The organism is Corynebacterium sp. TAE3-ERU30 (assembly GCF_019209925.1).
Classification (GTDB): domain Bacteria; phylum Actinomycetota; class Actinomycetes; order Mycobacteriales; family Mycobacteriaceae; genus Corynebacterium; species Corynebacterium megadyptis.
On the sequence record NZ_JAHUTO010000004.1, the window covers coordinates 225,911 to 252,739 of the forward strand.

Consider the following 26,829-nt stretch of genomic DNA (forward strand, 5'->3'; position numbering starts at 1 on the left):
CTGACCGCCGCGGCCCACATCGCCGCATCACTCCTAGGCCGCCGTGGGGCGGATAGCACCCCCACCTGCCCGACGGCGGCCTTGTGTATGCACGAAATGAGAAGAAGAATCTATGTCTAACCTGATCCGACTGATCGGCCGGCGCCTGGTGGCGCTGCCCATCATGGTCCTTGGTGTGACGTTCTTGGTGTTCTTCATCATGTCCTTTAGCCCTGCCGATCCTGCCCGCCTCGCGCTGGGCGAAGCGGCCTCGCTAGAAGCGCTGGAGAACTACCGCGAAACGCACGGCCTCAATGATCCGCTCCTCGTCCGCTATGGCAGCTTCCTCGTGAACATGGTGCAGGGCGATCTGGGCACCACCACCGGTAATACTCCCGTGGTGGACGTGATCGCTAAAGCCTTCCCCATCACCCTGCAGCTCACCTTCCTCGGCCTCATCATCGCCGCTGTCCTCTCGCTCATCTTCGGCGTCGTGGCAGCCCTCTACCGCGACCGCTGGCCGGACCAGGTCATCCGCGTGTTCTCCATCGCGGCGCTGGCCACCCCCTCCTTCTGGCTGGCCATCCTGCTGATCCAGTGGCTGGGCACTATCCCCGGCGGCGCCGGAGTATTCCCCGCGCTCATCACCAGCTGGGTTCCCTTCTCCGAGGATCCCGCGACCTATGTGAATAACATGTTCCTGCCCGCGGTGGCCTTGGCGCTGCCGGTGGCCGGCTCGCTCACCCGCGTGGTTCGTACCGCGATGGTGGAGGAGCTGGATAAGGACTATGTGCGCACCGCCATCGGCTCCGGTATTCCGAAGCGGGAAGTGATTTCCCGCAATGTGCTGCGCAATGCACTGATCACCCCGATCACTGTGCTGGGCCTGCGCGTCGGCTATCTCATGGGTGGCGCGGTGATCATCGAGATCATCTTCAATATCCAGGCCATGGGCCAGCTCATTCTGGACGGCGTGACCCGCAACGATGTGTACCTGGTGCAAGGCGTGACGCTCACCGTGGCCATCGCCTTCATCATCATCAACATCATCGTGGACATGTTGTACGTTCTCGTTAACCCGCGGATCAGGAGCATCTAATGCGTAAAAAACTGACTGCTCAACTCGAATCCAACGCCGGTGCGCGCTTCCAAGGTCTGCGTGCATTGCCCCTGATCTCCAAAGTTGCACTCGGCTTTGTGCTGCTCGTGGCACTCATGGCGATTCTCGCCCCGCTGATTGCCCCCTATGATCGTCTCGCCACCACCGGCGCCCCGATCGAACCGCCCAGCAGTGCCCACTGGTTTGGTACTGACTCCATCGGCCGCGACATCTTCTCGCGTGTGGCCTATGGTGCCCAGTCCTCCCTGATTATCGGCCTCTGCGCCACCGCCGCTGCCCTCGCCGTGGCCGCCGTGCTCGGCTCCATCGCCGCGACCGCCGGCAAGGTGGTTTCCGAGGTGCTCATGCGCGTGCTGGACATCATCATGTCCTTCCCCGGTATCGCGCTGGCCGCCGTATTCGTGGCCGTCTTCGGCAACTCCATCCCCGTGCTGGTCTTTGCCATTGGCTTCCTCTATGTGCCGCAGCTCTCCCGCGTGGTGCGCGCCAATGTGCTCGCCGAGTTCGGCGAGGACTATGTCTCCGCCGCCAAGGTGATGGGCTCTGGGGTGCCGCATATCCTGTTCAAGCACGTGGCCCGCAATACCATCGCCCCCATCGCGGTGTTCGCCACCGTGCTCGTGGCCGATGCCATCGTCTTCGAGGCCTCGCTGTCCTTCATCAACGCCGGCGTGAATCCGCCCGAGCCCTCCTGGGGCAATATCCTCGCCGATGGCAAGCAGGTGCTGCTCAACGGCGCGTGGTGGCCCACCTTCTTCCCCGGCCTGATGATTCTGCTCACCGTGCTGGCGCTGAATATCCTCTCCGAGGGGCTGACCGACGCCATGGCCTCCCCGCGGATCAAGCCCACCGCCGCTACCACGGACGAGGGCGAGACCGTGCAGGGCCGCGACACCCTCGGTGTGGTCTCCGAGGAAGAGGCCCGCGCCTCCCTGCAGACCTCGCTGGCTACCCTCCGCGAGGCCGAGTCCAAGGAGAATCGTCGCCTCGACTACACCTTGGGCAAGGAGCCGCTGATCGAGGTGAAGAACCTCTCCATCGCCTTCCCCGCCGCCCACGGCGATGTGAACATCGTGGATAACATCAGCTTCACCGTCGCCCCGGGCCAAACCATGGGTCTGGTGGGCGAGTCCGGCTGCGGTAAATCCATCGTGTCCATGGCGATCATGGGGCTGCTTCCGGATACCGCCCGCATCACCGGCGAGATCCTCTTCGATGGCAAGAATGTTCTCGAGCTTTCGCCCGAGGAGCACAATGCCCTGCGTGGCCACGATATGGCCATGATCTATCAGGACGCGCTCAGCTCGCTGAACCCCTCCATGCTGATTAAGTCCCAGCTGCATCAGCTGCTGCGCCGCGGCGGCAAGCGCTCCGCCGAGGAGCTGCTGGAGCTGGTGGGTCTCGACCCCGAGCGCACCCTGAAGTCCTATCCGCATGAGCTCTCGGGTGGTCAGCGCCAGCGCGTGCTGATCGCTATGGCCCTGACGCGCAACCCGCGACTGCTCATCGCCGATGAGCCCACCACGGCCCTGGACGTCACCGTCCAGCACCAGGTGGTGGACCTGCTCAATGAGCTACGCGATAAGCTCGGCTTCTCCATGATCTTCGTCAGCCATGACCTCGCACTGGTGGCCAAGCTGGCCCACAAGATCACCGTGATGTACGCCGGCCAGGTGGTGGAGCAGGGCAATACCCGCGAGCTGCTCTCCGATCCGCGACACGAGTACACCCGCGGCCTGCTCGGTGCTGTGCTCTCCATCGAAGCCGGTGCTGACCGGCTCTACCAGGTGCCCGGTACCGTGCCCAGCCCGCGCGAGTTCGTGGAGGGCGACCGCTTTGCCCCCCGCTCCTCCTATCCGGAGATCGGCTTGAATGAAAAGCCCGTGCTGCGCCCAGTGGATGGTTCCCCCAGCCACTCCTACGCTGCCACCGACCAGCTACTGAATAGCTTGAAGGGAGCCTAGATCACGATGGCTAAGAAGAAAGCTGCAGCTGCCGCAGAGCCGCTGATTCAGCTCAAGGACATCAACGTTATTCACAAGACCCGCACGGGTAAGCTCTTCCGCCCCGATAAGGTGCACGCCAATAAGGACGTGAATCTGAGCATTCGCCGCGGCGAGGTCGTGGGTATCGTGGGCGAGTCCGGCTGCGGTAAGTCCACGCTCGCCAGGGTGATGGTGGGGCTGCAAAAGCCCACCTCCGGGGAGGTGTTCTTCAAGGGCCAACCGATGAAGAACAACGCCAAGATGCGCAAGGAGCTCGGCCGCTCCGTATCGGTGGTGTTCCAGGACCCAGCGACCGCCCTCAACCCGCGCATGAGCGTGCGCGATCAGCTGCTGGACCCGCTGCGCGTGCACAAGATTGGTAGCGAAAACGCCCGCCTGAAGCGGGTGAAGAAGCTGCTGGATCTCGTGGGCCTGCCACAATCGGCGCTCGAGGTGCTGCCGCGCCAGATCTCCGGCGGCCAGCGCCAGCGCGTGGCGATCGCCCGCGCCCTGGCCCTCGAACCCGATCTGATCATCGCCGATGAGCCCACCTCCGCGCTCGACGTCTCGGTGCGCGCCCAGGTGCTCAACCTGCTCACTGATCTCCGCAATGAGCTGGGCCTCGGCTTGGTGTTTATCTCCCACGACATCAACACTGTCCGCTATGTCTCGGATCGTATGTGCGTGATGTACAAGGGCGAGATCATCGAGGAGCAGCCCACCGACGATCTTTTCGACTCCCCGAAGCAGGACTACACCCGGACTCTGCTCGCCGCAACCCCCTCGCTGCTCTAATTCTGTAGCGTCTAGAAAGGCAATAATGACTGCTATGTCGCGCATTTCCCACGGCATTATTCCGCCGCTGTTGACTCCGCTGAGCGCAACGGGCGACATCGATATCCCGGCGCTGAAAAAGCTGATCGATCGGCTCATCGAGGCGGGCGTGGATGCCATCTTCGCTCTCGGTTCCTCCGGTGAGGTGGCTTTTCTTAGCGACGCCGACCGCACCCACGTGCTCCGCACGGCCGTCGAACACGTCGCTGGCCGGGTCCCCGTGTACGCCGGCTGCATCGATACCCAAACTAATCGCGTGATCGAGCACGTGCGCCAGGCCGAATCCTGCGGCGTGGATGCCGTGGTGGTCACCGCCCCCTTCTATGCCATCACTGGCCCGGAGGAGATCACCCAGCACTTCCGTTTGGTGGCACAATCCACCGAGCTGCCGGTGATCGCCTATGACATCCCGGTGTGCGTGCACACCAAGCTCGCCCCGGAGCTGCTCGTGGCCCTTGGCACGGAAGGCGTGCTCGCGGGAGTGAAGGATTCCTCCGGCGATGATGTCTCCTTCCGCCGCCTCGTCCAGCTCAACGAGGCCGCCGGCCACCCGCTGGTGGTGCTCACCGGCCACGAGGCTGTGGTGGATGGTGCCTTCGCCGCGGGCGCTGATGGCTGCGTGCCGGGGCTGGGCAATGTGGATCCTGCCGGCTATGTGCGGATGTGGCAGGCCTATAAGGCCGGCGATTTCCCCACGGTGATCGCCGAGCAGAACCGCTTGGCCGCGCTCTTCGAGATCGTATTCCAGCCGGTGGGCAAGGTGGGCCCGGCCGCGGGAGTGGGAGCATTTAAAACCGCCCTCGAGCTGATGGGCGTATTCTCCTCCAACCTCATGTCCCCGCCGCTGCCCCAGATCACGGATGAGCCCTCGCGCGAGGCCATCCGCTCCATCGTGGACCGCGCCGGTTTGCTCTAGCAGCACAGCGCTTATCGACGCCCACCCTCCCGTTGCTCACGCTCGGGAGGGTGTATGTGCGGGGTAGGCGGGGCCGACCTAAAATAATGAGCCATGCCCCAGCCACCCCGCACGTCATCCACCACCGGCCGGGTTCTCCGCCGGCTCCGCGTCCCCAGCAGTCTCTCCGGCCGGGTGAAACGCGCCATCACTCATGGCACCCACCGCTTGAACGATTCCTGGCTGAGTATCGTTCAATCCGCGCTCGGTGCCGGTCTCGCGTTCTTCATTGCGCTGCACATCACCCACCACAACGTTCCCTTCTTCGCCCCCATGGCGGCGGTGATCGTCACCGGTATCTCCGGGGTGGGGCGTATGCGCCGCGCCATCGAGCTGATGGTGGGCGTGGTCATCGGCGTCGGCATCGGCGATCTTCTCATCGTGCAAGTGGGCTCGGGCCCCATACAGATCGCGGCCGCGGTGATCATCACCCAGGCGGTGGCCCGCTTCATGGACAAATCCCCGCTGGTCTCTAACCAGGCGGCGATCGGTGCGGTGCTGGTGGCCACCCTGCTCCCGCCGGGCGATGCCGGCGGCTTCGACCGCATGATTGATGCGGTGATTGGCGGGCTGGTCGCCATCCTCATGATGGCGCTCATCCCGGCTTCTCCGCTCAAAGCGGGCCGGCGGGAAATCGCCAAGGTGCTCGGCATCGCCTCCGATGTCCTGGCCGATGTGGCAGCCGCCCTGCGCAGCAATGATGCTCGCGCCATCGCGGAAGCCCTGGACGAGGTGCGAGGTACTCAGGGATATATCAACTCCATGATCGCCGCCGCCAAGGAGGGCAAGGCCTCGGTAGAGGTATCGCCTTTCCTCTGGGGCGATGCCTCCCGCCGCGTCAATACGCTGCTGAGCACCCTGGAGCAGGTAGATAACGCGGTGCGCACCACCCGCGTGCTGGCGCGCCGGGCCCAGGTGCTCATTGAAGATGGGGATACGGTCAGCGATGAACAGCTGGCTCTTATTGATGAGCTCTCGGATATCACCCTGCAGCTCTCCGAGCTTTTCGACCGCGGCGAGAAGAACGTTCGTTTCCAGCAAATCCCGCAGGTGGTGCGCCGGCTCCGCCGCCTCGGCGCCCGCATGGGGCTGGCCGTGGCCGAGGGGCGCGTGCTCTCGGCGCATATGATGCTCGGGCAGTCCCGCTCGCTGGTGGTGGATCTGCTGCAAGTATGCGGCTTGTCCCGTGATTCGGCGCAGGCGGTACTCAAGCCCACCTCCGATACCCCGCATGTGCCGCCCGAGCTCTGGGAGGACTAAGCCGCCCAGGTGCTCGCAGCCGCGCTAGAGGCGAATAATCTGCGCATCTCGTAAGTGCCGGTAGAAGGTCACAGCCTCTACTGGCTTCGGGCGGGTCACCCCATCAATACTCACCCGCAGCTGCGGCCCACCGGCCTGCACGGCACGGCCCGTGAGCAGGGAGGAGGCATCGCGTTCACCGGCGGGGCTGCGGCGAAACCACCGGCGACCGCGTGCCGGAGCGAGGGAGGTGCTCAGCCGCACCGCCGCGATCCCGGGCGCATCCACCATGGGCACCACGCGGGCGCCAAAATACCCGCGCCGAGCGGGGGAGTGCTCCTCGTTATGGTGCAGACGCGCATCATCGACGATGATCTCGCCGACGAGCTGCAGATCCTCGGGGTCGCTGATCGTCGCATGCCCGGCTATCACGCTGCCTTTATCGTCGCGGATGAGGCAGCTCGGCCGCGGCGAGCCATAGCGCGCCAGCCGCCAGGCAGCCGTCGGCTCGGTGGGAATCCCAAAATTCCGGGCGGCCACCGAGTCCGGATCCGTGGGCACAAAACCGATCTCGGCCCAGAGCGCGTCGATCTTCATCAACCGGCTGAGCACCGCTGATAGGGCGGCATCGCTGCCTACCACGATAATCCGCCACGGCTCCGCTGGTTGCTGCGGGGCAGGTTGGGGCTGGCCGAGGTGCTCCACATCGGGGCGCGCCTGGATCTCGGCCAGGCTCGGGGTGGGATCCTCGGGCAAAATATCGCGCGCCCGCGCGCCGAGAAACATCAGGTCACGCCGTTGCGGCAGCTCCGGCAGCTGCATGAGCTCGCCGGCGTCGAGGGGGCAGGAGTGAGCACCACAATTAAGCACGAGGGTGGACATGACTGCCATAGTATCTGGCTACACTGGGGGATTATGATTTTGGTGTGGTACCGCGATGACCTGCGCACAATCGATCACGCCCCGCTGGAATGGGCGAGGGAGCAGGGCGAGGACATCTGCGCGGTCTACATCTGGGAAACCCCGCCGCCGGGGCTGCGACCGCTCGGGGAGGCGAGCCGCTGGTGGCTGGCCTATTCGCTGCAGGCGCATCGCCGTCGCCTCGCCGCTCTCGGCATTCCTTTACATATTGTGTCTGGCGATCCCGCCCAGCTGCTGCCGCAGCTCGCAGCGGGGTGCGGTGCGCACACGGTGCTCTGGCAGCGCCGCTATGTGCCGCAGCTCGCGGAGCGCGATAAAGCCATCAAATCCGAGCTCTCCACCACCTATACTGTGCGCAGCTTTCCCGGCTATCTGCTGTCTGAGCCCTGGGAAGTAAAAACTAATAAGGGCACCGCCTATGCGGTCTATTCCCCCTATGCCCGTAAAGCGGGGGAGCTGCTCGAGGAGCAGGGCGGTGTCGCTGACGTGCGGCCGCCGGCGCCGCAGGAGCCGTCCTGGGAGCTTGATGAGGATATTCGCGCGCTCGGCTTGGTCAGTGAGATCGATTGGGCGGCGGAGTTTCGCGAGCAGTGGCAGCCCGGCGAGGTGGGGGCGTGGGCGGCGTTGCACCGCTTTGCGCAGCGCTGTGAATCCTATGGCGACTACGCAGATAAGCGCGATTTCCCGGCCGTGCCCGCCACCTCGCGGCTCTCACCCCATCTGCGCTTTGGTGAGATCAGCCCCGCGATCCTGTGGCAGCGGGTGTCCGATCCGACGTTCCGTTCCGAATTATTATGGCGCGAGTTCGCCTGGACCCGCCTATGGGAGCATCCGGACCTGGCCACAACGAATGTGCGGCAACACTTCAATTCCTTCCCGTGGGCGTGGAATGGCGACGCCACCGCCTTCCCGCTGACCCCGCCCCACGAGGAATATGCCGAGGAGCTCACCCAGTGGCAGCGCGGCACCACCGGCGTTCCGCTCGTCGACGCCGGCATGCGCGAGCTCTGGGCCACCGGCACAATGCATAATCGCGTGCGCATGGTGGTGGGGTCGTGGCTGACAAAAAACCTGGGTATTCATTGGCGCCACGGCGAGGAGTGGTTCTGGAATTGCCTTGTCGACGCCGACTATGCCGCCAACCCCTTCAATTGGCAGTGGGTAGCGGGCTGCGGGGATGACGCCGCCCCCTACTTCCGTATTTTCAACCCCCTCACTCAGGAAAAGAAGTTTGACGCCGAGCACCGCTATATCCAACGCTGGGTTCCGGAGTGGGCAACACCGCTGTATCCCGAGCCACATGTGGACGTGAAGGAGTCCCGCGCCCGCGCCCTGGCCGCCTATAAAGACACCACACAACGCTGAGATAGTGGTGATGTAGACTGATTCCGGCTCTTCAGGGGGCTAGGACACTCCATACCTCTCAATAGACATAAAGGGAAGTGACACACCATGGCGGTTGTGGTCATCGTCGGCGCCCAATGGGGCGATGAAGGCAAGGGAAAAGCCACCGATATCCTCGGCGGACAAGTAGATTATGTGGTCAAGCCCAATGGCGGAAATAACGCTGGGCACACCGTGGTGGTGGGCGGTGAGAAGTACGAGCTCAAGCTGCTGCCGGCGGGCGTACTGTCAGAAAACGCCACCCCTGTGCTGGGCAATGGCGTGGTTATCAACCTAGAGGCGCTTTTCGACGAGATTGATGGCCTTGAGGCCCGCGGCGCCAATGCCTCGCGGCTGCGCATCTCCGCGAATGCTCACGTCGTGGCCCCCTACCACCAGATCATTGACCGTGTGGGGGAGCGCTTCCTCGGCAAACGCGCCATTGGTACGACCGGCCGTGGCATTGGCCCCACCTATGCGGACAAGGTTTCCCGCGTGGGCGTGCGGGTGCAGGACATCTTTGATGAGTCCATCCTGCGCCAAAAGGTGGAGTCGGCCCTCGACCAGAAGAACCAAATTCTGGTGAAGATGTACAACCGTAAAGCCGTGGACCCGGAAGAGGTTGTGCAGTACTTCCTCTCCTATGCGGAACGCTTGCAGCCGATGGTGATCGAGTCCGAGTTGGAACTCAATCGCGCCATCGACGAAGGCAAGCATGTGCTCATGGAGGGCGGCCAGGCCACCATGCTGGACGTGGACCACGGCACCTATCCCTTCGTCACCTCCTCGAACCCTTCAGCGGGCGGCGCCTGCGTGGGCTCCGGAATCGGCCCCACCAAGGTCACCTCCTCGCTGGGCATCATCAAGGCCTACACCACCCGTGTGGGCGCCGGGCCATTCCCCACCGAGCTCTTCGATAAATGGGGCGAATTCCTGCAGACCACCGGCGGGGAAGTGGGAGTGAATACCGGCCGCAAGCGGCGCTGTGGTTGGTACGACTCCGTTGTGGCCCGCTACGCCTCTCGCGTGAACGGCTTCACCGATCTCTTCCTCACCAAACTCGATGTGCTCACCGGCATCGGAGAGATCCCCATCTGTGTTGCCTATGACGTCGACGGCACGCGCTTCGACGAGATGCCGATGACGCAATCTGACTTCCACCACGCCACGCCTATCTATGAGACCATGCCGGCGTGGGAGGAAGATATCACCGGCTGCCGCAGCTTTGAGGAGTTGCCGCCCAAGGCCCAGGACTATGTGCGCCGGCTGGAGGAGCTCTCCGGTTGCCGCATCTCCTATATCGGCGTGGGGCCGGGGCGTGACCAAACTCTCACACTCCACCATGTGATAGATCAGGCATAAAATAAGCCTCAGCTACCTCCCTCCGTGCCCAAACGGGGGGAGGTTTTTTGCAGCCGTGGCGGGGGAGCGCAGCGAGCCGGCGAGAGATTTTTTTAGGACGTCCTATCACTGCTAAAAGTGCAGGTGATAGGGTTATTTGCAGAGTTTCGTACGCAAATTTTTTCAGCTAATTTTCACTGACATGAAACGAACACGTATGTCTGCGCGATCTACCCAGTAGACACGCCGCAGATTTACCTGAAAAAAGGATAATTTTTTCCTCTTGTGGCGCCGCGCAGGGTGCTATAGCATGAGCACCATCGCTGAATTTTACAGCTATGAACTACAGGAATTTTTAGTCCTCCCAAGGATCACTCATTCTTGGTGCTTTTTCTTGTTAATCCTCTAACTTTCCGAGGTCAGTATATTGAATCCTTCACAACCCTCTAAGCGGCGGCTCATGAGCGCCATGGCAGTGCTCATGGTGCTTATGCTTGTTGTCGGCGTAATTACGTATGGTGCCGGTGGTGCAGCTTATGCTGAGGATATTGAAGATTCCTCTACCACTACGACCTCGGAGACTGAGAGTGAAAATGCTGAGGCTGTGCAAGACACTAAGCCCAGCAGCTCTACTACGTCCTCCCCTTCCGTAACTAAGACTCCCTCCAGCACCTCTAAGGCCCCCTCCAGCACGTCTAGGGCTCCGCAACCTCAGCCCAAAGAGACACAAACGCAGGTGGAGTCCACGAAGGAGACGGAGACTGTAGAGGCCACCTCTAAGGAGGAGGACGCAGCTGAGGACGAGGCCAGCTCCGAGGACGAGGAAAATTCCGAGGATGAGCCCGTTGACGAGCCACCGTTGAGGACCCTGAGCCGCAAGCCCCGTGCGGCCGGCGATCCTTATCAGAAGCTCTGTGGCCACAGAGTGGGCATTCTTATCGACGTCTCTGGTTCTACCACTAACTATAAGGACAAGTATAAAAAGGCTCTTCGTGTGGTTCGAGATAACCTGGCCGGTACCGGCTCTGTGGTCGGTGTGCGTCCCTTCGCCGACCAAGCACCAGCGAGGCCCAATAGGGGGTTCGCGCCTGTGGAGCTCGATGGTCCTGGTCTCGCCAAATTCGATAGGTTCATTGATGATCTCGACAAGGAATGGCCGAGTATAAAAACGGAAAATGACCTTGTCAACTCAAACTATAGTATCGCTCTAAAGAGTGCCCTTGGTAAAGGGTATGACGAGATCATTCTTATTGGCGATGGCTATATTGAAAACGGTGGTCTCGTTCCAGGTAGGAGCGGCACCTACAGTGGTCGAGTTTTTGATTCAATTGATTACGCCGACCAGTTACGCGCTGAAGGTACTCGACTTGTATCTCTGAAGTTGGATAATAGGAATACTGAAAACGCCAAGGTATACTGGTCAGACAGCCCTTATGGTTTGAATAACTACTTCCCAGACGAGTTAGATCCACCGCCCGGTTTCGAGCGTGGCACCGAAGGTGCGGTGCGGAGCAAAAATAAGAATCGAAAACAGCTCGTCAAGACTAAATGGAGCAAGGTCCAAGGTGAAGTTGGTAGCCGAACTGGTTTTGCTCAGGGTCGCCGCTCACCTCTCTACGTCAATTGGGTCTTTAGGAGTACTAAGGAATATCTCGACCGCTTAACGGATCGACTGATTAAGACTGACTACGATCAGATGGCTGAGCACTTAGATGCACTCACGTCTGGTTGTACCGGCACTGTCACGGTGAACAAGAAGCTTGTTGATGCCAACGGCAAGGTGAATAATCAAGCCGACACCAGTGGGTTTACCTTCCGAGCGGATCGTGCCTTCGTTGATCAGAGGGAAGAGTCCGACGTGGAGCGGTCTACCGGTAAAAAAGGTTTGGCCACGTTTAACTTCGCGGTCGAGAAGGATGGAACGACTTCCATGTCCATTCAAGAGATTTTGGAAGAAGGTTCCGTTCACAAGCTGCGCCCGCAGGACGTGTCCGGCGGTAAGAAGACTGTCGCAACCTGCGAAATAAAAAACTTAGGCAAGGGCGTCAACGTCAGCTACGGCAGCGGCTCGGATCGTGTAGTTACGTCCGATGTGTCCAACAATAGCTTCACTATCAGTGGGTTGAGGGGCAACGACATCGTCAACTGCACTGTTCATAACACTGCCGGTGAGCCTGATCTGAGCATTGCTAAGTCGGCCAGCACCGAGCCGCGAGTGATCACCAGTGACGGCCAGGAATTCCAGGCTAGCTATCACGTGAGTGTGAAGAACAGTGGTACCGCAGAGGGAACTCCCGAAAGCATTCGGGAACTTCCGGCGGCACCGCAGGGACTGCGCATCCTCCGAGTAGAGGTGGACGATCCCGAGATTACGGGTAATTCTCTGATCAAGGAGCCTATCGAACTTAATAACGACGGCTCTGCGTGGGTTCTGCCCAAGAGCGCTATGAAGCCCGTCCCTGCTAAGATGACACGCTCCGCCAAGGTGAATGTGATCTACCGCGTGGACAACATGGCCGATCTTCAGGGCAACCTTGAGTGCCCGGACGGCGGCCTGACCAACCGCGTGGAATTGGATGGCGACAACAACGCCGAAGCGTGTGTCGGCCTCTCCATTCCGAGTGTGGGCGTGGTGAAGTTCATCAACGGTGAAGATGCAGACACCCGCGAAGAGGCAGCCACTACTACCGGCGGCGGTGACACCACGATCACCTACGACATCCGTAATGATGGAACTGCCCCCTTGGAGAGGTTCACCATTACTGATGAGCGCTTGGACCCAGAGACCGGTAACCCAGCTGGAGCCATCGTTCCCGAGGGACTCACCTGTAATCGTGATTCCCGCGTAGAGAAGCAAGGCGACACCATCACGGTGATCCCCAACGAGCCCTTGGCTAATGGGCCTGTCATCACCTGCACGTGGACCTCTGCCAACTTGGCAGCGGAGCCCGGCGAGTATCACGCGAACCGGGTAACGGTGTCAGCTAGCGCGGCAGTGCCAGGTAACCAAAAACTCGAAGAAGGCGACATCGCACCGGTGTCCGCAACGGATGATGCGTGGTTGTTCACGCTGCCCGTTCTCACCGGCAACATGCCACTCACCGGTGGCAAAGGAGTCTGGCCATTCCTGCTCGCAGGCCTAGCTTTGGCTCTCGGAGGAGCATTCGCTCTACGTCGCAAGACAGCATAGAGCCGGTGCTTTCAGCAGATACTGGCTACGACCACAAGAACAATAAGGAGTGACAATGCAGATCGACCGTCCCCGGTGCAATAGCGAATGACATGGGCACCGCCCAGCTCATTCCCTCGCTTTCAACAGATGATGGCGAGGAGCAGCTGGAAACATCCCGTCACCACTCAACGGCGGGACCACCCCCTCGCCAACCATTAGGTGCTAGCACCCTGCTACACCTGATACTTTCTCTCAATCTTTAAGGATTTTTTATGAATAAGTTCGCACGCAGCGCCTTCGCTGTTGCCGCCTCCGGCGCACTCGTGTTCGGCTCCGCAGGAATCGCCGCCGCACAAGGTGGCTCCGAGGACGAAACGCCCAACTCCGGCGTTCAAGAGGGCCAGACCAACGAACAATGTGAAGGCATCGTCTGTGGCTCCATGGAAGCTGCTAAGGATGCCGGCATGAAGCTGCACATCCACAAGTTCGACAACGCCAACCCCGGCCCTGCCGGTAACGGCACCCAGATCGAGGGCGAAGGTTCCCTCGGCGACCCCCTCGACGGCGCGACCTTCAAGGTGGAAAGGGTCACTGGCGTTGATCTGAAGACCAACGACGGTCAGAAGCTGGCCGAGCAGATCGCCAAGGATCAGGCTGAGGCTCCCGGATTCAGCGAGGTGGGCTCTAAGACTACCTCCAACGGCCAGGCTGTCTTTGATATCACTGAGATCGGTCTCTACCGCGTCACCGAGACCGCTGCTCCCACCGGCTACGAGGCCACCCAGTCCGATCCCTTCTTCGTGGCTGTGCCGCTGACCGACCCGGATAACCGTCAGGGCTTCCTGCGTGAGGTGCACGTCTACCCGAAGAACAAGAAGCAGGAAGACGTCGTCACCAAGTCCGTGACTGACGCCGCCACCGTCAAGGCCGGCGACACCATCACCTACGATGTTGCTGCCAAGGTTCCTTCCGCTTCCGAGTTCGCCAAGGTCGTCCTGACCGACCAGTACCCCGCTGATCGCCTCGAGAGCCCTGTTGTCCAGCAGGTTTCCCTCGGCGACGGCACCGTGCTGCAGGATGCCGACTACACCGTCAACACCGACACCGCCGGCGAGGTTGTTATTGCGCTGACCCAGAGCGGCATCGACAAGGTCGTTGCCTTGGATGGCGCCCAGCGCACGGTGCAGGCCAAGATCGACTTCAACGTCAAGGAGAACGCGGACGGTCAGACCTCTCCGATCAAGAACAACGCCTCGATCACCACCTCTACCGATGAGGACGATCCGGGCACCACTGTTGACATTCCGGACGAGGATCAGCCGGAGACCTACTTCGGTAACGTGACGATCAACAAGACCAACACCGCTGGTGATGGTATTGCTGCAACCTTCGACCTCTACACCTGTAACGACGCCAACTCCATCGAGGAGAGCAACAAGGTCACCGAGGGCATCCAGGTGGCAGCCGCTGGCACCACCATCAAGGGCCTGCACGTGAACGACTACGTGAACGGCGAGGCTAAGGAAACCGACCCGACCGGCTACTGCCTCGTTGAGACCGAGGCTGCCGACGGCTACGAGCTGCTCGCTGAGCCGGTGTACTTCACCGTTGAAAAGGGTGAGGGCGAGACCATCGACCTCACCAACGTCAACATCGAGAACGTTGAGTCCAACGCTGGCTTCGACCTTCCGCTCACCGGTGGTCGCGGTGTCACCATGCTGCTGGTTCTCGGTGGCGTGCTGATCGTGGGTGGCGGCGCTTACGCCTTCTACTCCAACCGTCGCCAGAACGCTGCTTCCTAATAGGAGCTAGCCACAACGGCTGACATCTCTTTTGGGGTCAGAGACTAAACAGACCCCACCTAAACGTGAAAAATGTAATTTCATAGCCCGATATCAATAACTAGTGAAACTTAAGGAGGCGCCGTGACTACTATCGTTAATTCGGACGCGCCGAGGCCGACACAGGCACGTGCGGGGTCGCTCCGGCGCCGCCTCGTTCCTCTGATCATCATCTTTCTTGGGCTTGCGATCCTCAGCTATCCCGTGGTCGCCACGTATATGGCGAACTCGAAGCAGAGCTCAGCAGCACAGGCCTACTCTCAGACAATCGTGGATAACACCACCCAAGAAGAGCGGGACGACGCCATTCGTCGAGCACACGAGTGGAACGAACAGCACGCAGAAGGCCCAGTGCTCGATCCATGGCTCGCGCGAATCGATAGCTCTAATGCTCAATACCAAGAGTATTTGCAGCAGCTCGACCTCGCCGATGTCATGGGCCGTATCGTCATCCCGAAGATCAAATCCGACCTCCCGATTTACCACGGAACCGATGAGGAAACACTCAATCGTGGTATCGGGCACCTCTATGGCAGTTCCCTCCCGGTAGGCGGGGAATCCACGCACACCGTACTCACCGGTCACACCGGGCTATCACACGCAACGCTGTGGGATAACCTCACCGACGTGGAAAAGGGAGACGGGATTTACCTCAGCGTCTCCGGCCAAAAGATGAAGTACGTGGTGAGCGATATCAACGTCGTTCTTCCCGACGAAACCGATCTCCTCAAGCCAGAAATTGGCGCAGACAAGATCACCCTCATCACCTGCACCCCCTACGGCGTGAACTCCCATAGGTTGCTGGTTACTGGCCAACGGGCACCGTTGGATGATGAAGAAGCCAGCCAAACATTGGAACAGACCTACACACCGTGGCAATGGTGGATGTCGCTGGTCGCGGCAGTCATCGTGGCCGTGCTCATCGCAACGTTCGTGTGGATCATGAAACAGCGCCGGCGCGCCGCCGGACAAGGAGAGTAAGAGTATGCCCACCACTGCTCAACACCGCCTGCACAGTATCTGCGGCTGGATCATCGGAGCACTACTTCTCGTAGTCGTGTGTGCACCACAAGCGTGGGCTGCCGACACACCGCGACCCTCCTCTGTCGATCCCTACGCCCGCGGCGAACTCACCGTACACAAGGCGCTCGGCGATCCGCTCACTCAATTCGGCGATCCCACCAATCCCGATGCGGACCTCAGCAGGGAACCGATCCAAGGCCTGAAATTCCAGATCCAACGGATCGAGGGCATAGACCTCACTACGAACGACGGTTGGTACGAACTCGAAGACAGCTTTATTGTTGACTACTTCGAAGGCGGCAGGGAAGTCGACAACTTGGGCCAGGCTTATATCGAAGAAACCGATGACAACGGTGTGGCACATTTCAAAGAGCTTCCCATCGGCGCCTACCTCGTCCAGGAATTGCCGAGCGCTGCACAAAAGGATTCCCTCTCTCTGGTGAGCCCCTTTATCGTCACCATTCCGACGACGAATCCCGACAACCGCAGCGAATGGACCTATAGCGTCGAAGTGAACGCCAAGGACCAGCGCATCATGGCGAATAAGGATGTCTCCGCAACGTGCATCGAGGCTGGAGACACCATCACCTATGGAATTTCCTCCACCACTCCGGCTCCCGATCACAACGGTGTGATCCACCGCTTCGAGATTGCCGACCCGATCTCCCCAGAACTGGAGTTCATCAAGCTGAAGTCGAAGGTCAGCATTCAGCAGCCCGGCCCGGATGGCAAGAACATCACCTTACACGCCGATGAAGACTTCTCGGTCGTGCTCACCGGCGGTGTGGCAGTGCTGAAACTCCAAGACAGGGGTCTGGAGAAGCTCGCCAAGCTCCGTAGCGGCAATCCAGAAACCACTGTCTCGTGGACCTTCGAAGCTACGGGCCCCGCCGAGGCCACGGGCCAGAAGATTCACAACCGCGGTTACGTCCTCGTTGAGGGATACCCGCAGTTCGATCCCCTCACCACTCCAGGTGTGCAAACGAATCGCGTCACCACCCAGGTGGGGAGCTGCACGCCCACGACCTCGGATGTAGAGACCCCAGTCACCGATCCTCAGATGCCCGGTGACACCGACGAGCCCACCACCTCGACCCAGACCGGTGAACCTGGCACGGATTCCCCCGGTAGTAGCGGTGGCGGATCTTCCTCAGGCAGCAGCGGCAGCTCCGGCCCGCTCGCCAGCACGGGTGCTAGCGTGATCGGCCTCGTGATCGCTGGTGCACTCCTCGTGGCCATCGGTACCTGGCTCAGCACTCGCCGAGGACGCTCTGAATAAGAGCACCTAATCGGATACTCGCAGTGCGGCCGCTTCCCCTCAGAAGGAAGCGGCCGTAGTCGTATGTTCAGCGTTCCTCCCGCAACAGCGAGAGCTTAAACCCCGCCCGGGAGGCGGGGTTTAGGCATCATCGGTAATGGGGGTGACGGCCTTGGCGGCGCGGCGGGCATGGGTGCGCGCCTCCTCCACCGTTTCCGCGGTAGCCAGCGCCACTCCGAGGCGACGCCCAGGATAACTATCGGCTTTACCAAAAAGACGAAGATCCACCTCGGGGATACTCATGGCCTCAGAAATGCCGGTATAGCGCACGGCATGACCATCCTCTGCGCCATTAATCACCGCCGCGGCACCAGGCGAGGTGAGCGTGACATCGACAAAAAAGCCCATCACAGCCCGGGCATGCAACTCGAATTCCGAGAAACGCTGCGTGGCCATGGTGACCATACCGGTATCGTGCGGCCGCGGCGCCACCTCCGAGAAGTACACATCCTCGCCCTTCACAAAGAGCTCGACCCCAAATACTCCGCGCCCCGAGAGCGCATTGGTAATGCGGGCGGCAATAGAGCGCGCCAGATCACGGGTGGATTCCGACATCGGGGCGGGCTGCCAACTCTCCAGAAAATCACCGCTCGATTCGGCGCTATCACTGGCGCGCCCAGCACTCATGGCGCCCAATTCTGCGACCTCTCCCAACCGGGTATGGCCAATAGGCTCACAGAACCACGTGGCCTCAGAATCCGAATAGGGGTCCTTAGAACGCACGGTGAGGATCGTCACCTCATAGTCAAAGTCCACGAATTCCTCGGCGATCACCTGTGCCGGGCCACCATCGATGGCATCCAGCGCGTTAGCCCACGCCTGCTCTACATCCGCCATCTCCCGCACCAGAGTTTGGCCGCGGGCGGCGGTGCCCTGATTGGGCTTCACCACACAGGGCAGACCCACATTGAGTACAGCCTGTTTCAGCTCCTCTAGGGACGTGGCAAAGGCGAAACGACAGGTCGGCACACCCAGCTCATAGGCGGCGAGCTGCTTGAGTGTTTCCCGCGAATTCGTCATCTTCGTGGCATGAGTAGAAGGCACCACGGTCGATAGGCCCTCGGCCTCAATACGCTCAAGAGTGGCGGAATCCACCTGCTCGGTTTCGGGCACGAGATAGTCGGGGCGCACCCTATTCACCAGCTCGTAGAGCGCCTCACCATCGCGCACATCCAGCACATAGGCGGCGTGGGCCACCTGGTGGGCGGGGGCGTTTTCATAGCGGTCCACGGCGTGCACCTCTACCCCAAGCCTTTGGAAGGCGATGGCCACCTCCTTGCACAGTTCGCCGGCTCCGAGCAGCATCACTTTCGTGGCGGTATCGGAAAGGGCGGTACCGATCCAGTCCTGGGAATACACGCAGTGCCTCTTTTCCACACGGGTCGTAGGAATTAATGAGCTCTATTCTAGTGGGCGTGAGCGCAATGGGAAGAAGGCGCCGACACATAACGTAGGCAGAAAACAGTCGGCGGGGTAGAGTTTAAACATGGCTTATCACGCAGATTCAGCGGATCTACCCGAGAAGGAAATCCTCACCTGGGACGGTTTCGGCCGCGCTTCCCGCGAGCTCGCCCAGACGGTTGTCAATGACGGTTTCACGCCAGACATTATTGTGGCTGTCGCCCGCGGCGGCCTCGTACCGGCTGGGGCGCTGTCCTATTCCATGGGCGTTAAGCTCTCCGACGCCATCAACGTGGAATTCTATACCGATGTGCACGAAACCTTGCCGGATCCGGTGCTGCTGGAGCCACTGCTGGATATCGAGGCGATTAGCGATAAGAAGCTGCTCGTCGTCGACGATGTCGCCGACTCCGGCCGTACCCTGTCCCTCGTGCTGAAACTTTTGGCCACCCACGGCGCCGATGTGCGCTCCGCGGTGCTCTACGCCAAGCCCACCAGCGAAGTAGATCCCACCTATGTGTGGAAACGCACCGCCGAGTGGATCGTGTTCCCCTGGTCCGCGGAGCCGCCAGTGGAGGCCGAATAACGGCCACCGTCGCCCCTGTCCTGATTGCGCCCTGCACCCTTCATTGCGGTGCGGGGCGCGCTGCGTTGCGCATAAGAAAACCCCGCATCCTCCAGTGGGGGAGTGCGGGGCGTGGTGCGTGCCAGATAGTCTCTGGCGCGTCTTAGCTGCGTCCGAGGCCGGCGAGAGACATGAGCTTCGCCACGGCGTAGACCAGCGCGGCGGTCAAACCGATACAGCCGCCGGCGGAGAGATGAAAGACCACGGCTATCGCCAGCCCACTCAAGCCCATGATGATGCCCATCACGGGCGAAACGAGCAGCAAGGTGCTGGGGCGGGTGGCAAAGATCGCCACCGTGGCTGCAGGAGCGGCCAGCAGGGCGATGGACAAAATGGTGCCCACTGCCGGGATCAGCGCCACCAAGGTGAGCACGATGAGCGCGCTGATGAGTGCCTGGGCGAGGCTGCGTCGATGCGCCACCCCGAAACCAGCTGGGTCGAAAGCAAAGAACACCAGCCGTCGCCAGCCGCCGGCGAGCACGATGATCACGCTGGCGAGCAGGATCAGTGCGAGAGTCACATCGGTGCGGGTAACGGTGAGCACGCTGCCCACCAGGAAGCTCTCCACCTTGATCGGTAGCGGCGCGAAGAGCTTATTGAGGAAATAGCCCAAGGCGAAGCCGGTGGTGAGCACGATTCCCGCCGCGGATTGGGAGGTGCCCACCCGCGAGAGCGAAAACAGAGCACCAATGGGCCAGCACATCACCAGCGCGCCGATAAAGAGCGCGAGCGATAGCTGCGAATGGTTCAAGCCGAAGGCGGCACCGATAATCACGCCCACGACCGCACCGGGAAAGGTGGCGTGGGTGATGGCCTCGGCAAAAAAGATTTGCTTATTCAACAGGGCGAGGCTGCCGACCAAACCGGCGAGCGCACCCACTATAACGAGCTCCACAATGGGAAGCGTGAGAATGTCGAGCATGAGTGGCTCACCTCCTTGTCACGGTGCGGCTGCGACGATCCTGCAGCAAACGAATGATGAGAAAAACGAAGTACATGGCCACCACAGACAGCGCGACGACTGCCTGGGGCGAGATCGGCCCGAGCGGAACCAGGCTCAACCCAATGACGCCCGAAACCACCGAGATACCGATGGCGAGGGGAATCATGTGCTGGACGCGGTGTACCACCAGCCGCGCTGCGGCGCCGGGAACGATGATGAAGCCGATCACCAGCAGCACACCGATGGCGGCGGCGGAGGCCACCACCACGGCGGCGATGGCGGCGTTGATCGTGAGATCCACGATCCACAAATTCACCCCAGCGGCCTGGGCACCATCGCGGTCAAAGGCGGTAAACACCTGGGTGGACCAGGTGGCGATCAGCAACGCGAGTGCCACGGCGAAGACTAGGAGCGCCGTGGTGAGGCGGTCATCGGTGATTTCAAGGAGGCGGCCAAACATCAGCGCCTCTAACTGCCCAGAGCGATCTCCCTTATAGAGGGAGATGATCACGCCGAGCGAAAAGAAACCAGTAAGCACAATGGCCACCCCGGATTCGCCGACGCGGGCGCGGGAGACAAGGGTGAGCACAATGGCCACCACCACCGCCACGGCCGAGGCGGTGGGCACGATCATATCGATCCCGCCGAACACCGCTCCGGCCACCACTCCGGGGAAGATGGCGTGCACGCTGGCCTCGGCATTGAACTCGAGGCTGCGCAGGTTCACAATAACCCCCAGCACGCCACTAACTACGCCAAGGGCGAGCAACAAAATGAGGGGCCGAAACATGAAAGGGGCCATGCCCACTTGGTGAGCTAGCTCAGTCCACATAGGCCGCAACTCCCTCAGTCACCGGTCCGAACTGCGGGGGATTCAACAGCGCCAGAACGTTATCGCACGCCCCCTCTGCCAGTTCATAGTCGTGGGTCGAAGCGATCAGGGCCGTGCCGGTGCTCTTGAGCTCGTTGAGCAGCTCCAACAGGATCTCGCGATTGGCCGTATCGAGGCCATTGAAGGGCTCGTCGAGCAGCACCAGATCGGGTTGGGCCACAATGGCGCGTGCGAGCAGCACGCGCTGTTGCTGGCCGCCCGAGAGGCTGCCGAAGTGGGAACCGGCGCGATCGCCGAGGCCCACCTTCTCTAGGGCAGCGCGCACCCGGCGCTTGTGCTTACCCAGCGGTTGGAAAAAACGCAGCTGGGCAAGCACCCCCATGGCCACTACGTCGAAGGCAGTGACGGGGAAGGTGCGATCAATATCAGCTGTCTGCGGCACATAGGAAATACGGGGGGCCTGGACCTCCAGCTCGCCGGAACACAGTCGGGCAGTGCCGATGATGCCGCGCAGCACCGTGGTTTTACCGCAGCCATTGGGGCCGATGAGGGCTAGGCCCTCGCCGGCGTTGACATGGGCGGTGACAGAATCGACGACCGTTGCGCCGCCGTAGCTGAAGGAGGCGTCGCGAAGCGACACGATCATTGAAGCTGCTCCGGCAGTTCAGCGACCTGGCCATCCCATGCATCCACCAAGGTGTTCACGTTGTGCTTGATGGAGCCGATGTAGGTCTCGCCATCAGTGCCGGCCGGGCCGAGCGAGTCGCCATAGAGGGCGTCATCGCCCACCACGGCCTTGACTCCGGCGGCCTTAGCGACAGCCTCGATGGACTTGGAGTTATTGGAGTTCTCCGCGAACAGCACGGTAGCGCCAGACTCCTTCACCGTCTCTGCGGCTTCGTTGATGTGGCTGGCGGTGGCGTCCTGCTGATCGGAGAAGTCGCTCAGTGCGGCGCCAATGAAGTCCACGCCGTACTCCTTAGAGAAGTAGCCGAAGGCATCGTGGCTGGTGAAGAGCACCGGGTTGTTCACGCTGCTGATGGACTCGCGAGCCCACTGATCCAGCTGATCGAGCTTGGCGTTGTAATTCTTCACATTCTGCTGGATTTCTTCCTTCAGCTCAGTGTTGCCGCGCTCTTCGGCTTCCTTTTCCAAGGCGTAGCCGATGTTTTCCACCTGGATCTGAGCGTTCTTCGGGGAGGTCCACACGTGCGGATCGTAGGTGAACTCTGCCTCCTCGCCGGGCTCCGGGGCGAAGGGCCACGGGGCGACGTCCACTCGGGCGATGCCGCGGTCGATGTCATAGCGGCCGCTGGCGGACTTCTCCAGCTCCGACTCCCTATCGGTCGGGGCCTCATCCACATCGCTGGCGGTGAGCACGCCGGTGGTGACCAGCATGGTGCCGGAGAACTCGCTGGAATCGATGGCCGAATCGAGGAAGTGCTCGAGGTCAACGCCGTTGACCATGATCAGATCAGCCTCGGAGGTCTTGACGAGCTGCTCGTGGGTCATCTCCAGCTGGTGTGCTGTGGCATTCGGTGCCAGCAGGCAGGTGAGATCCACCTGAGAGACCTCAAGCTGCTTCACATAGTCACAAATTTGGGTGGTGGAGGCCACCACCTTGATGTCGTCATCTGAAGATTCGGACTCGGAGCTGCAGGCGGCCAGGCCGCTGCCAAGAAGGGCAGTGGAGGCCACAGCTGCGAGTACGCGCCTTGTGTAGATGTTCATGGTTATCCCATCGTGTGGAGGAAATCAGTCAAAGTGTTGCCGATGCCGCCCAGTGACACATCGCGGCGGAACGTTCATCGACCTTTAAATTTTTGCATACTGATAGCCTAAGTTCAATGCACTGAACATTTATGTGCAGGTGTGTTTCCTCACGTACACACAAACCCCCGCCCCTCCGGAGGGAGGAACGGGGGCGAGGTGCGGTGAGTGTATTAGGACTCGAGGGGCTGCGGCTCGATCTTCCATACCTCTTCTGCGTAGTCGCGAATGGTGCGGTCAGAGGAGAAACGGCCGGAGGAGGTGATGTTGATCCATGCCTTCTCGGACCACGCCTGCTGATCGGCATAGTCTGCGGCCATGCGGTCGCGGGTGGCGCGATAGTCGGCGAAATCGCCCAGCAGGTAGTAGACATCCGCCGGCTCCCAGTTATTGGAGTTCAACAGGGACCAGTGGAGATCGTGGAACCAGCCGGAGCCGGAATCGTCCAGAGTGCCGTCGACAAGCGCATCGAGCACCCGCTTCAGCCCGGGCACAGTTTCATACTCGTGCCGCGGGTCATAGCTCTTGCGCAGCTCGGGAAGCTCCTCTTCCGTGGCGCCAAAGATATAGGCATTCTCATCGCCCACCGAGTCGAGGATCTCCACATTGGCGCCATCCAAGGTGCCCAAGGTGAGCGCGCCGTTCATCATGAACTTCATATTGGAGGTACCCGAGGCCTCCTTACCGGCGGTGGAGATCTGCTCGGAGACATCGGCGGCGGGAATGATCTTCTCGGCGGGGGAGACGTTGTAGTTCTCCACGAATACCACCTTGATGGTGTCATTCACCGCGGGATCATTGTTCACCATGCGGCCCACCTCGTTGATGAGCTTGATGATGGCCTTGGCGCGCACATAGCCCGGGGCGGCCTTGGCGCCGAAGATGAAGACGCGCTTCGGCACCTCCAGCTCCGGGTTGTCCTTGATGCGGAAGTACAGATCCAGCACATAGAAGATATTGAGCAGCTGGCGCTTGTACTCGTGGAGGCGCTTGATCTGCACATCGAAGATGGCGTCCGGGTCGATCTCCATGCCGCTGCGGTTGCGGATCCACTCCGCGAACTCCACCTTATTAGCGTGCTTGATCTCGCTCAGGCGCTGATAGATCTCCGGGGTGCCCTTATCGCGATAGTCGGCGAGAACATCCAGCTGCCGCACCCACTCATCCGAGCCGGTAACCTCAGTGAGCAGCGCGGATAGGCGCGGGTTGCACTGGTTGAGCCAGCGGCGCGGGGTGACACCATTGGTCTTATTGTTGAACTTCTCCGGCCAGATATCGTGCCACTCGCTCAGGGTTTCACGCTTGATGATCTCGGTGTGCAGGGCGGCCACGCCATTGATGGAGTAGGCGGCATAGCAGGCGATCCACGCCATGTGCACCGAGTTATTAGATACCGGCGCCATGTAGTCGATGGTTTCCTGGGACAGGCCACGCTCGGCCATGTCGATGCGGAAGCGGCGATCGATCTCGCGCACGATCTCCATGATGCGCGGGAAGAGACGATCAAAGATCGAGCACTCCCACGTCTCCAGGGCCTCGGCCAGCACCGTGTGGTTGGTGTAGGCGAAGGTCTCGGACACGATATCCCAGGCCTTCTCCCAGCCCATGCCGTGCACATCCATGAGCAGGCGCATGAGCTCTGGGATGCCCAGCACCGGGTGGGTGTCATTGAGCTGCACCGAGTTGTACTTCGCGAAGGTGGACAGATCACCGTGCTGGGCGACGTGGTTCTCCACGATCTCCTGCAGAGAGGCGGAGACAAAGAAGTACTGCTGGCGCACGCGCAGCACCTTGCCCTCGAAGGTGGTGTCATTCGGGTAGAGCACGCGCGAGATGTCCATCACGGCTTCGCGGCCCACGATGGCGTCGGTGAAGCGCTGGGAGTTGAAGGCATCGTAGTCGAACTCCTGCATCGGCTCGGCCTTCCACAGCCGCAGGGTGCCCACATTGTCGGTGCCATAGCCGGTGATCGGCATGTCATAGGGCACGGCACGAACCTGCATGTCGTTATAGCTAATGATGCGCTGTTCGTGGATGCGGCGAATGATGAAGGGATAGCGCTCCTCCATCCAGGAATCCGGGTGCTCGGTCTGGAAACCATTATCGAATTCCTGCTTGAACAGGCCATAGCGGTAGAGAATGCCATAGCCCACCACGGGCAGGTCTTGGGTGGCGCAGGAATCCAAGAAACACGCGGCAAGACGCCCCAGGCCGCCATTGCCCAGTGCGGCGTCCGGCTCCTCCTCCAGTACCTCGGAGAGGTTCAGGCCATAGTTCTTGGCGGTGGCGGCGGCCTCATCGAACAACCCCAGGTTGAGCAGGTTATTCAGCAGGGCGCGGCCCATGAGGAACTCGGCAGACAGATAGTGCTGCCGGCGGCCCTTCTTATATAGCTCGGTGGTGGCCGCCCAGTTCTCGGCCAGGGCGTCCATCACCGTGGCGGACAGGCCCTGCCAGAACTCCATGGTGGTGGAATCGGTGGGGGTGCGGCCAGATACCGAACGGATATGCCCGCCGGCTGCCTCGTGGAATGTCTGCGTCATCTCTTAATAACCTTCTCTCACACTATGGGTAAATCAACGCAGACCACCTTAGCTGAGAGCCAGCTACTTGTAGAGTTGTCGCGAGCCGCAGGCCCATGGATATTACCCAGCTCACAACCGGCGACGCGGTGCCCCCGACGAGCAGCGCCCGCCACCACCTCCGCAAGGGGCAGTGACGGGCGCGATATGAGTTGTGGCTGATGCCTAGATCTCGTATTCGGGGTGGGCATGGCGCACCATGTCATCCCACTCCACAATCTTCTTGCGCTCGCGGCCCTCGGCCTCGCCGGCAGCGCGCTCGGCGGCATCTAGGTTATGCCAGCCCGTCCAGGTGGTATAGGGCACCTTGCGCTCCTCGAGCAGCTCAATAATGGCATCCTCGCCCGGGTGGGCGGGGGCTTCGAGGGTGCCGGCCTCATAGTCCTCGAGCAGCATAGCGGTGGTTTCCTTGGCATCGGACTTGGTATTGCCGATCAGCCCCACGGGGCCGCGCTTGATCCAGCCGGTGGTGTACAGCTTCGGCAGGGGCTGGCCGGTCTCGGAGTCCAGCACGTGGCCGCCATCATTGGGGATCACCGCGCGCTGGGAGTCGAAGGGCACATCCTTCACCTCATCGGAGCGATAGCCGATGGCGTGGTAGACGGCCTGGGCCGGCCACACGGTGAACTCGCCGGTGCCGGTGACCCCACCATTGCCGTCGAGCTGCATGCGCTCGGTCTTGAGCCCGCTCACATGCCCATCCTCGCCGAGGATCTCCACGGGGGACTCGAAGAAGTGGATGTAGAGCTTGTGCGGCGCGTCCTGGGGATCGCGGATGGCGTACTGCTCCAGGGTGGAGCACACCAGATCCTGCGACTTGGAGGTGCGGCGGGCCTCGATGGAGGCTTCGTCGTAGTCAATATCCTCCGGGTTCACCACAACCTCGATGGTGGGGGAGTGATCCAGCTCCTTCAGCTCCAGCGGGGTGAACTTGGCTTGGGCGGGGCCGCGACGGCCAAAGATGTGCACCTCGCGGGCCTGGTTGGCCTTGAGGTTGGCATAGACATTGTCCGGGATCTCGGTCACGTGCAGCTCATCGCCGGTCTTCGCCAGAATGCGGGCGATATCGAGGGCCACATTGCCCACGCCGATCACGGCCACCTGCTCGGCGTCGAGATTCCAATTGCGCTCGAAGTCCGGGTTGCCGTCATAAAAGCCCACGAATTCGCCGGCGCCATAGGCCTCGGGCAGATCCGCGCCGGGCACCTCGAGGGCGCGGTCGCCGGTAGCGCCGGTGGAGAAGATGATGGCGTCATAGAAATCGCGGAGCTCATCGACGGTGACGGTGCTGCCCACCTCGATATTGCCGAGCAGGCGCAGCTGCGGCTTATCCAGCACGCGGTGCAGCGATTGGACGATGCCCTTAATGCGCGGATGGTCCGGGGCCACGCCATAGCGGATCAGGCCGAAGGGGGCGGGCATCCGCTCGAAGAGGTCGATGGAGACCTCGTGACCGGACTTCATGAGCAGGTCAGAGGCGTAAATGCCGGCGGGGCCGGCGCCAACTACGGCGACGCGAATCGGGCGAGACATCGTATCCTTCACTTGTGCTGGTTGGGGGCGTT

General features: G+C 61.2%; 20 protein-coding genes. 12 read left to right on the forward strand and 8 right to left on the reverse strand.

The window, feature by feature from the left end:
* Positions 1-112 precede the first annotated feature (112 nt).
* From KR227_RS09230 to KR227_RS09250, 5 genes are all read left to right on the forward strand, one after another.
* Entirely contained in the window at positions 113-1,078 is a 966-nt protein-coding gene (locus KR227_RS09230; RefSeq protein ID WP_218365068.1) for an ABC transporter permease, read from the forward strand.
* On the forward strand, positions 1,078-3,063 hold the full coding sequence (locus tag KR227_RS09235) for a dipeptide/oligopeptide/nickel ABC transporter permease/ATP-binding protein (RefSeq protein ID WP_218365069.1): 1,986 nt from the start codon (positions 1,078-1,080) through the stop codon (positions 3,061-3,063). The genes KR227_RS09230 and KR227_RS09235 overlap by 1 nt, the downstream gene beginning before the upstream one ends.
* Before the next feature lie 6 nt (positions 3,064-3,069).
* Entirely contained in the window at positions 3,070-3,879 is an 810-nt protein-coding gene (locus KR227_RS09240; RefSeq protein ID WP_218365070.1) for an ABC transporter ATP-binding protein, read from the forward strand.
* Between the two features lie 34 nt (positions 3,880-3,913).
* Entirely contained in the window at positions 3,914-4,834 is a 921-nt protein-coding gene (locus KR227_RS09245) for a dihydrodipicolinate synthase family protein (RefSeq protein WP_218365163.1), read from the forward strand.
* Positions 4,835-4,927: 93 nt separating this feature from the next.
* Entirely contained in the window at positions 4,928-6,133 is a 1,206-nt protein-coding gene (locus tag KR227_RS09250; protein ID WP_255549249.1) for an aromatic acid exporter family protein, read from the forward strand.
* Between the two features lie 24 nt (positions 6,134-6,157).
* Here the strand turns inward: KR227_RS09250 and KR227_RS09255 are convergent, their stop codons facing one another.
* The gene (locus KR227_RS09255) at positions 6,158-6,994 is read right to left on the reverse strand and encodes a hypothetical protein (protein ID WP_218365071.1); all 837 of its coding nucleotides are present in this window, start codon (positions 6,992-6,994) and stop codon (positions 6,158-6,160) included.
* A gap of 33 nt (positions 6,995-7,027) precedes the next feature.
* Here KR227_RS09255 and KR227_RS09260 point away from each other — a divergent pair, with 33 nt between their 5' ends.
* From KR227_RS09260 to KR227_RS09285, 6 genes are all read left to right on the forward strand, one after another.
* A complete protein-coding gene (locus KR227_RS09260; protein WP_218365072.1) occupies positions 7,028-8,398 on the forward strand; it encodes a deoxyribodipyrimidine photo-lyase in 1,371 nt (456 codons plus the stop codon).
* 87 nt (positions 8,399-8,485) lie between these two features.
* Positions 8,486-9,778 (forward strand): adenylosuccinate synthase, encoded by a 1,293-nt coding sequence (locus KR227_RS09265; RefSeq protein ID WP_218365073.1) that lies wholly within the window; start codon positions 8,486-8,488, stop codon positions 9,776-9,778.
* A 715-nt stretch (positions 9,779-10,493) separates the two neighbouring features.
* On the forward strand, positions 10,494-12,947 hold the full coding sequence (locus KR227_RS09270; RefSeq protein ID WP_218365074.1) for an LPXTG cell wall anchor domain-containing protein: 2,454 nt from the start codon (positions 10,494-10,496) through the stop codon (positions 12,945-12,947).
* Between the two features lie 254 nt (positions 12,948-13,201).
* Complete coding sequence (locus tag KR227_RS09275) at positions 13,202-14,731, forward strand: SpaH/EbpB family LPXTG-anchored major pilin (protein WP_218365075.1); 1,530 nt, start codon at positions 13,202-13,204, stop codon at positions 14,729-14,731.
* 123 nt (positions 14,732-14,854) lie between these two features.
* Complete coding sequence (locus KR227_RS09280) at positions 14,855-15,751, forward strand: class C sortase (protein ID WP_218365076.1); 897 nt, start codon at positions 14,855-14,857, stop codon at positions 15,749-15,751.
* Positions 15,752-15,755: 4 nt separating this feature from the next.
* Positions 15,756-17,072: a SpaH/EbpB family LPXTG-anchored major pilin gene (locus tag KR227_RS09285; RefSeq protein WP_218365077.1), complete on the forward strand. Its 1,317-nt coding sequence runs from the start codon at positions 15,756-15,758 to the stop codon at positions 17,070-17,072.
* 120 nt (positions 17,073-17,192) lie between these two features.
* Here the strand turns inward: KR227_RS09285 and KR227_RS09290 are convergent, their stop codons facing one another.
* Positions 17,193-18,470, reverse strand: coding sequence for a phosphoribosylglycinamide formyltransferase 2 (locus KR227_RS09290; RefSeq protein ID WP_218365078.1), 1,278 nt, complete (start codon positions 18,468-18,470; stop codon positions 17,193-17,195).
* A 127-nt stretch (positions 18,471-18,597) separates the two neighbouring features.
* On the opposite strand from KR227_RS09290, the gene KR227_RS09295 reads away from it, so the two are divergent.
* Positions 18,598-19,098, forward strand: coding sequence for a phosphoribosyltransferase (locus KR227_RS09295; RefSeq protein ID WP_151530152.1), 501 nt, complete (start codon positions 18,598-18,600; stop codon positions 19,096-19,098).
* Between the two features lie 142 nt (positions 19,099-19,240).
* Here KR227_RS09295 and KR227_RS09300 read toward each other — a convergent pair whose 3' ends face one another.
* The 6 genes from KR227_RS09300 to KR227_RS09325 form a co-directional block, all read right to left on the reverse strand.
* Positions 19,241-20,059, reverse strand: coding sequence for a metal ABC transporter permease (locus tag KR227_RS09300; RefSeq protein ID WP_218365079.1), 819 nt, complete (start codon positions 20,057-20,059; stop codon positions 19,241-19,243).
* A gap of 7 nt (positions 20,060-20,066) precedes the next feature.
* Complete coding sequence (locus KR227_RS09305; RefSeq protein WP_218365080.1) at positions 20,067-20,912, reverse strand: metal ABC transporter permease; 846 nt, start codon at positions 20,910-20,912, stop codon at positions 20,067-20,069.
* Positions 20,902-21,558 carry a metal ABC transporter ATP-binding protein gene (locus KR227_RS09310; protein WP_218365081.1) on the reverse strand — a complete coding sequence of 219 codons (657 nt, stop codon included), beginning with the start codon at positions 21,556-21,558 and terminating at the stop codon, positions 20,902-20,904. The genes KR227_RS09305 and KR227_RS09310 overlap by 11 nt, the downstream gene beginning before the upstream one ends.
* The gene (locus tag KR227_RS09315; RefSeq protein ID WP_218365082.1) at positions 21,555-22,643 is read right to left on the reverse strand and encodes a metal ABC transporter substrate-binding protein; all 1,089 of its coding nucleotides are present in this window, start codon (positions 22,641-22,643) and stop codon (positions 21,555-21,557) included. Before KR227_RS09315 ends, KR227_RS09310 begins: the two co-directional genes overlap by 4 nt.
* 212 nt (positions 22,644-22,855) lie before the next feature.
* Entirely contained in the window at positions 22,856-25,225 is a 2,370-nt protein-coding gene (locus tag KR227_RS09320) for a glycogen/starch/alpha-glucan phosphorylase (RefSeq protein WP_218365083.1), read from the reverse strand.
* A gap of 204 nt (positions 25,226-25,429) precedes the next feature.
* Positions 25,430-26,797 (reverse strand): FAD-dependent oxidoreductase, encoded by a 1,368-nt coding sequence (locus tag KR227_RS09325; RefSeq protein ID WP_218365084.1) that lies wholly within the window; start codon positions 26,795-26,797, stop codon positions 25,430-25,432.
* Between the last annotated feature and the right edge of the window lie 32 nt (positions 26,798-26,829).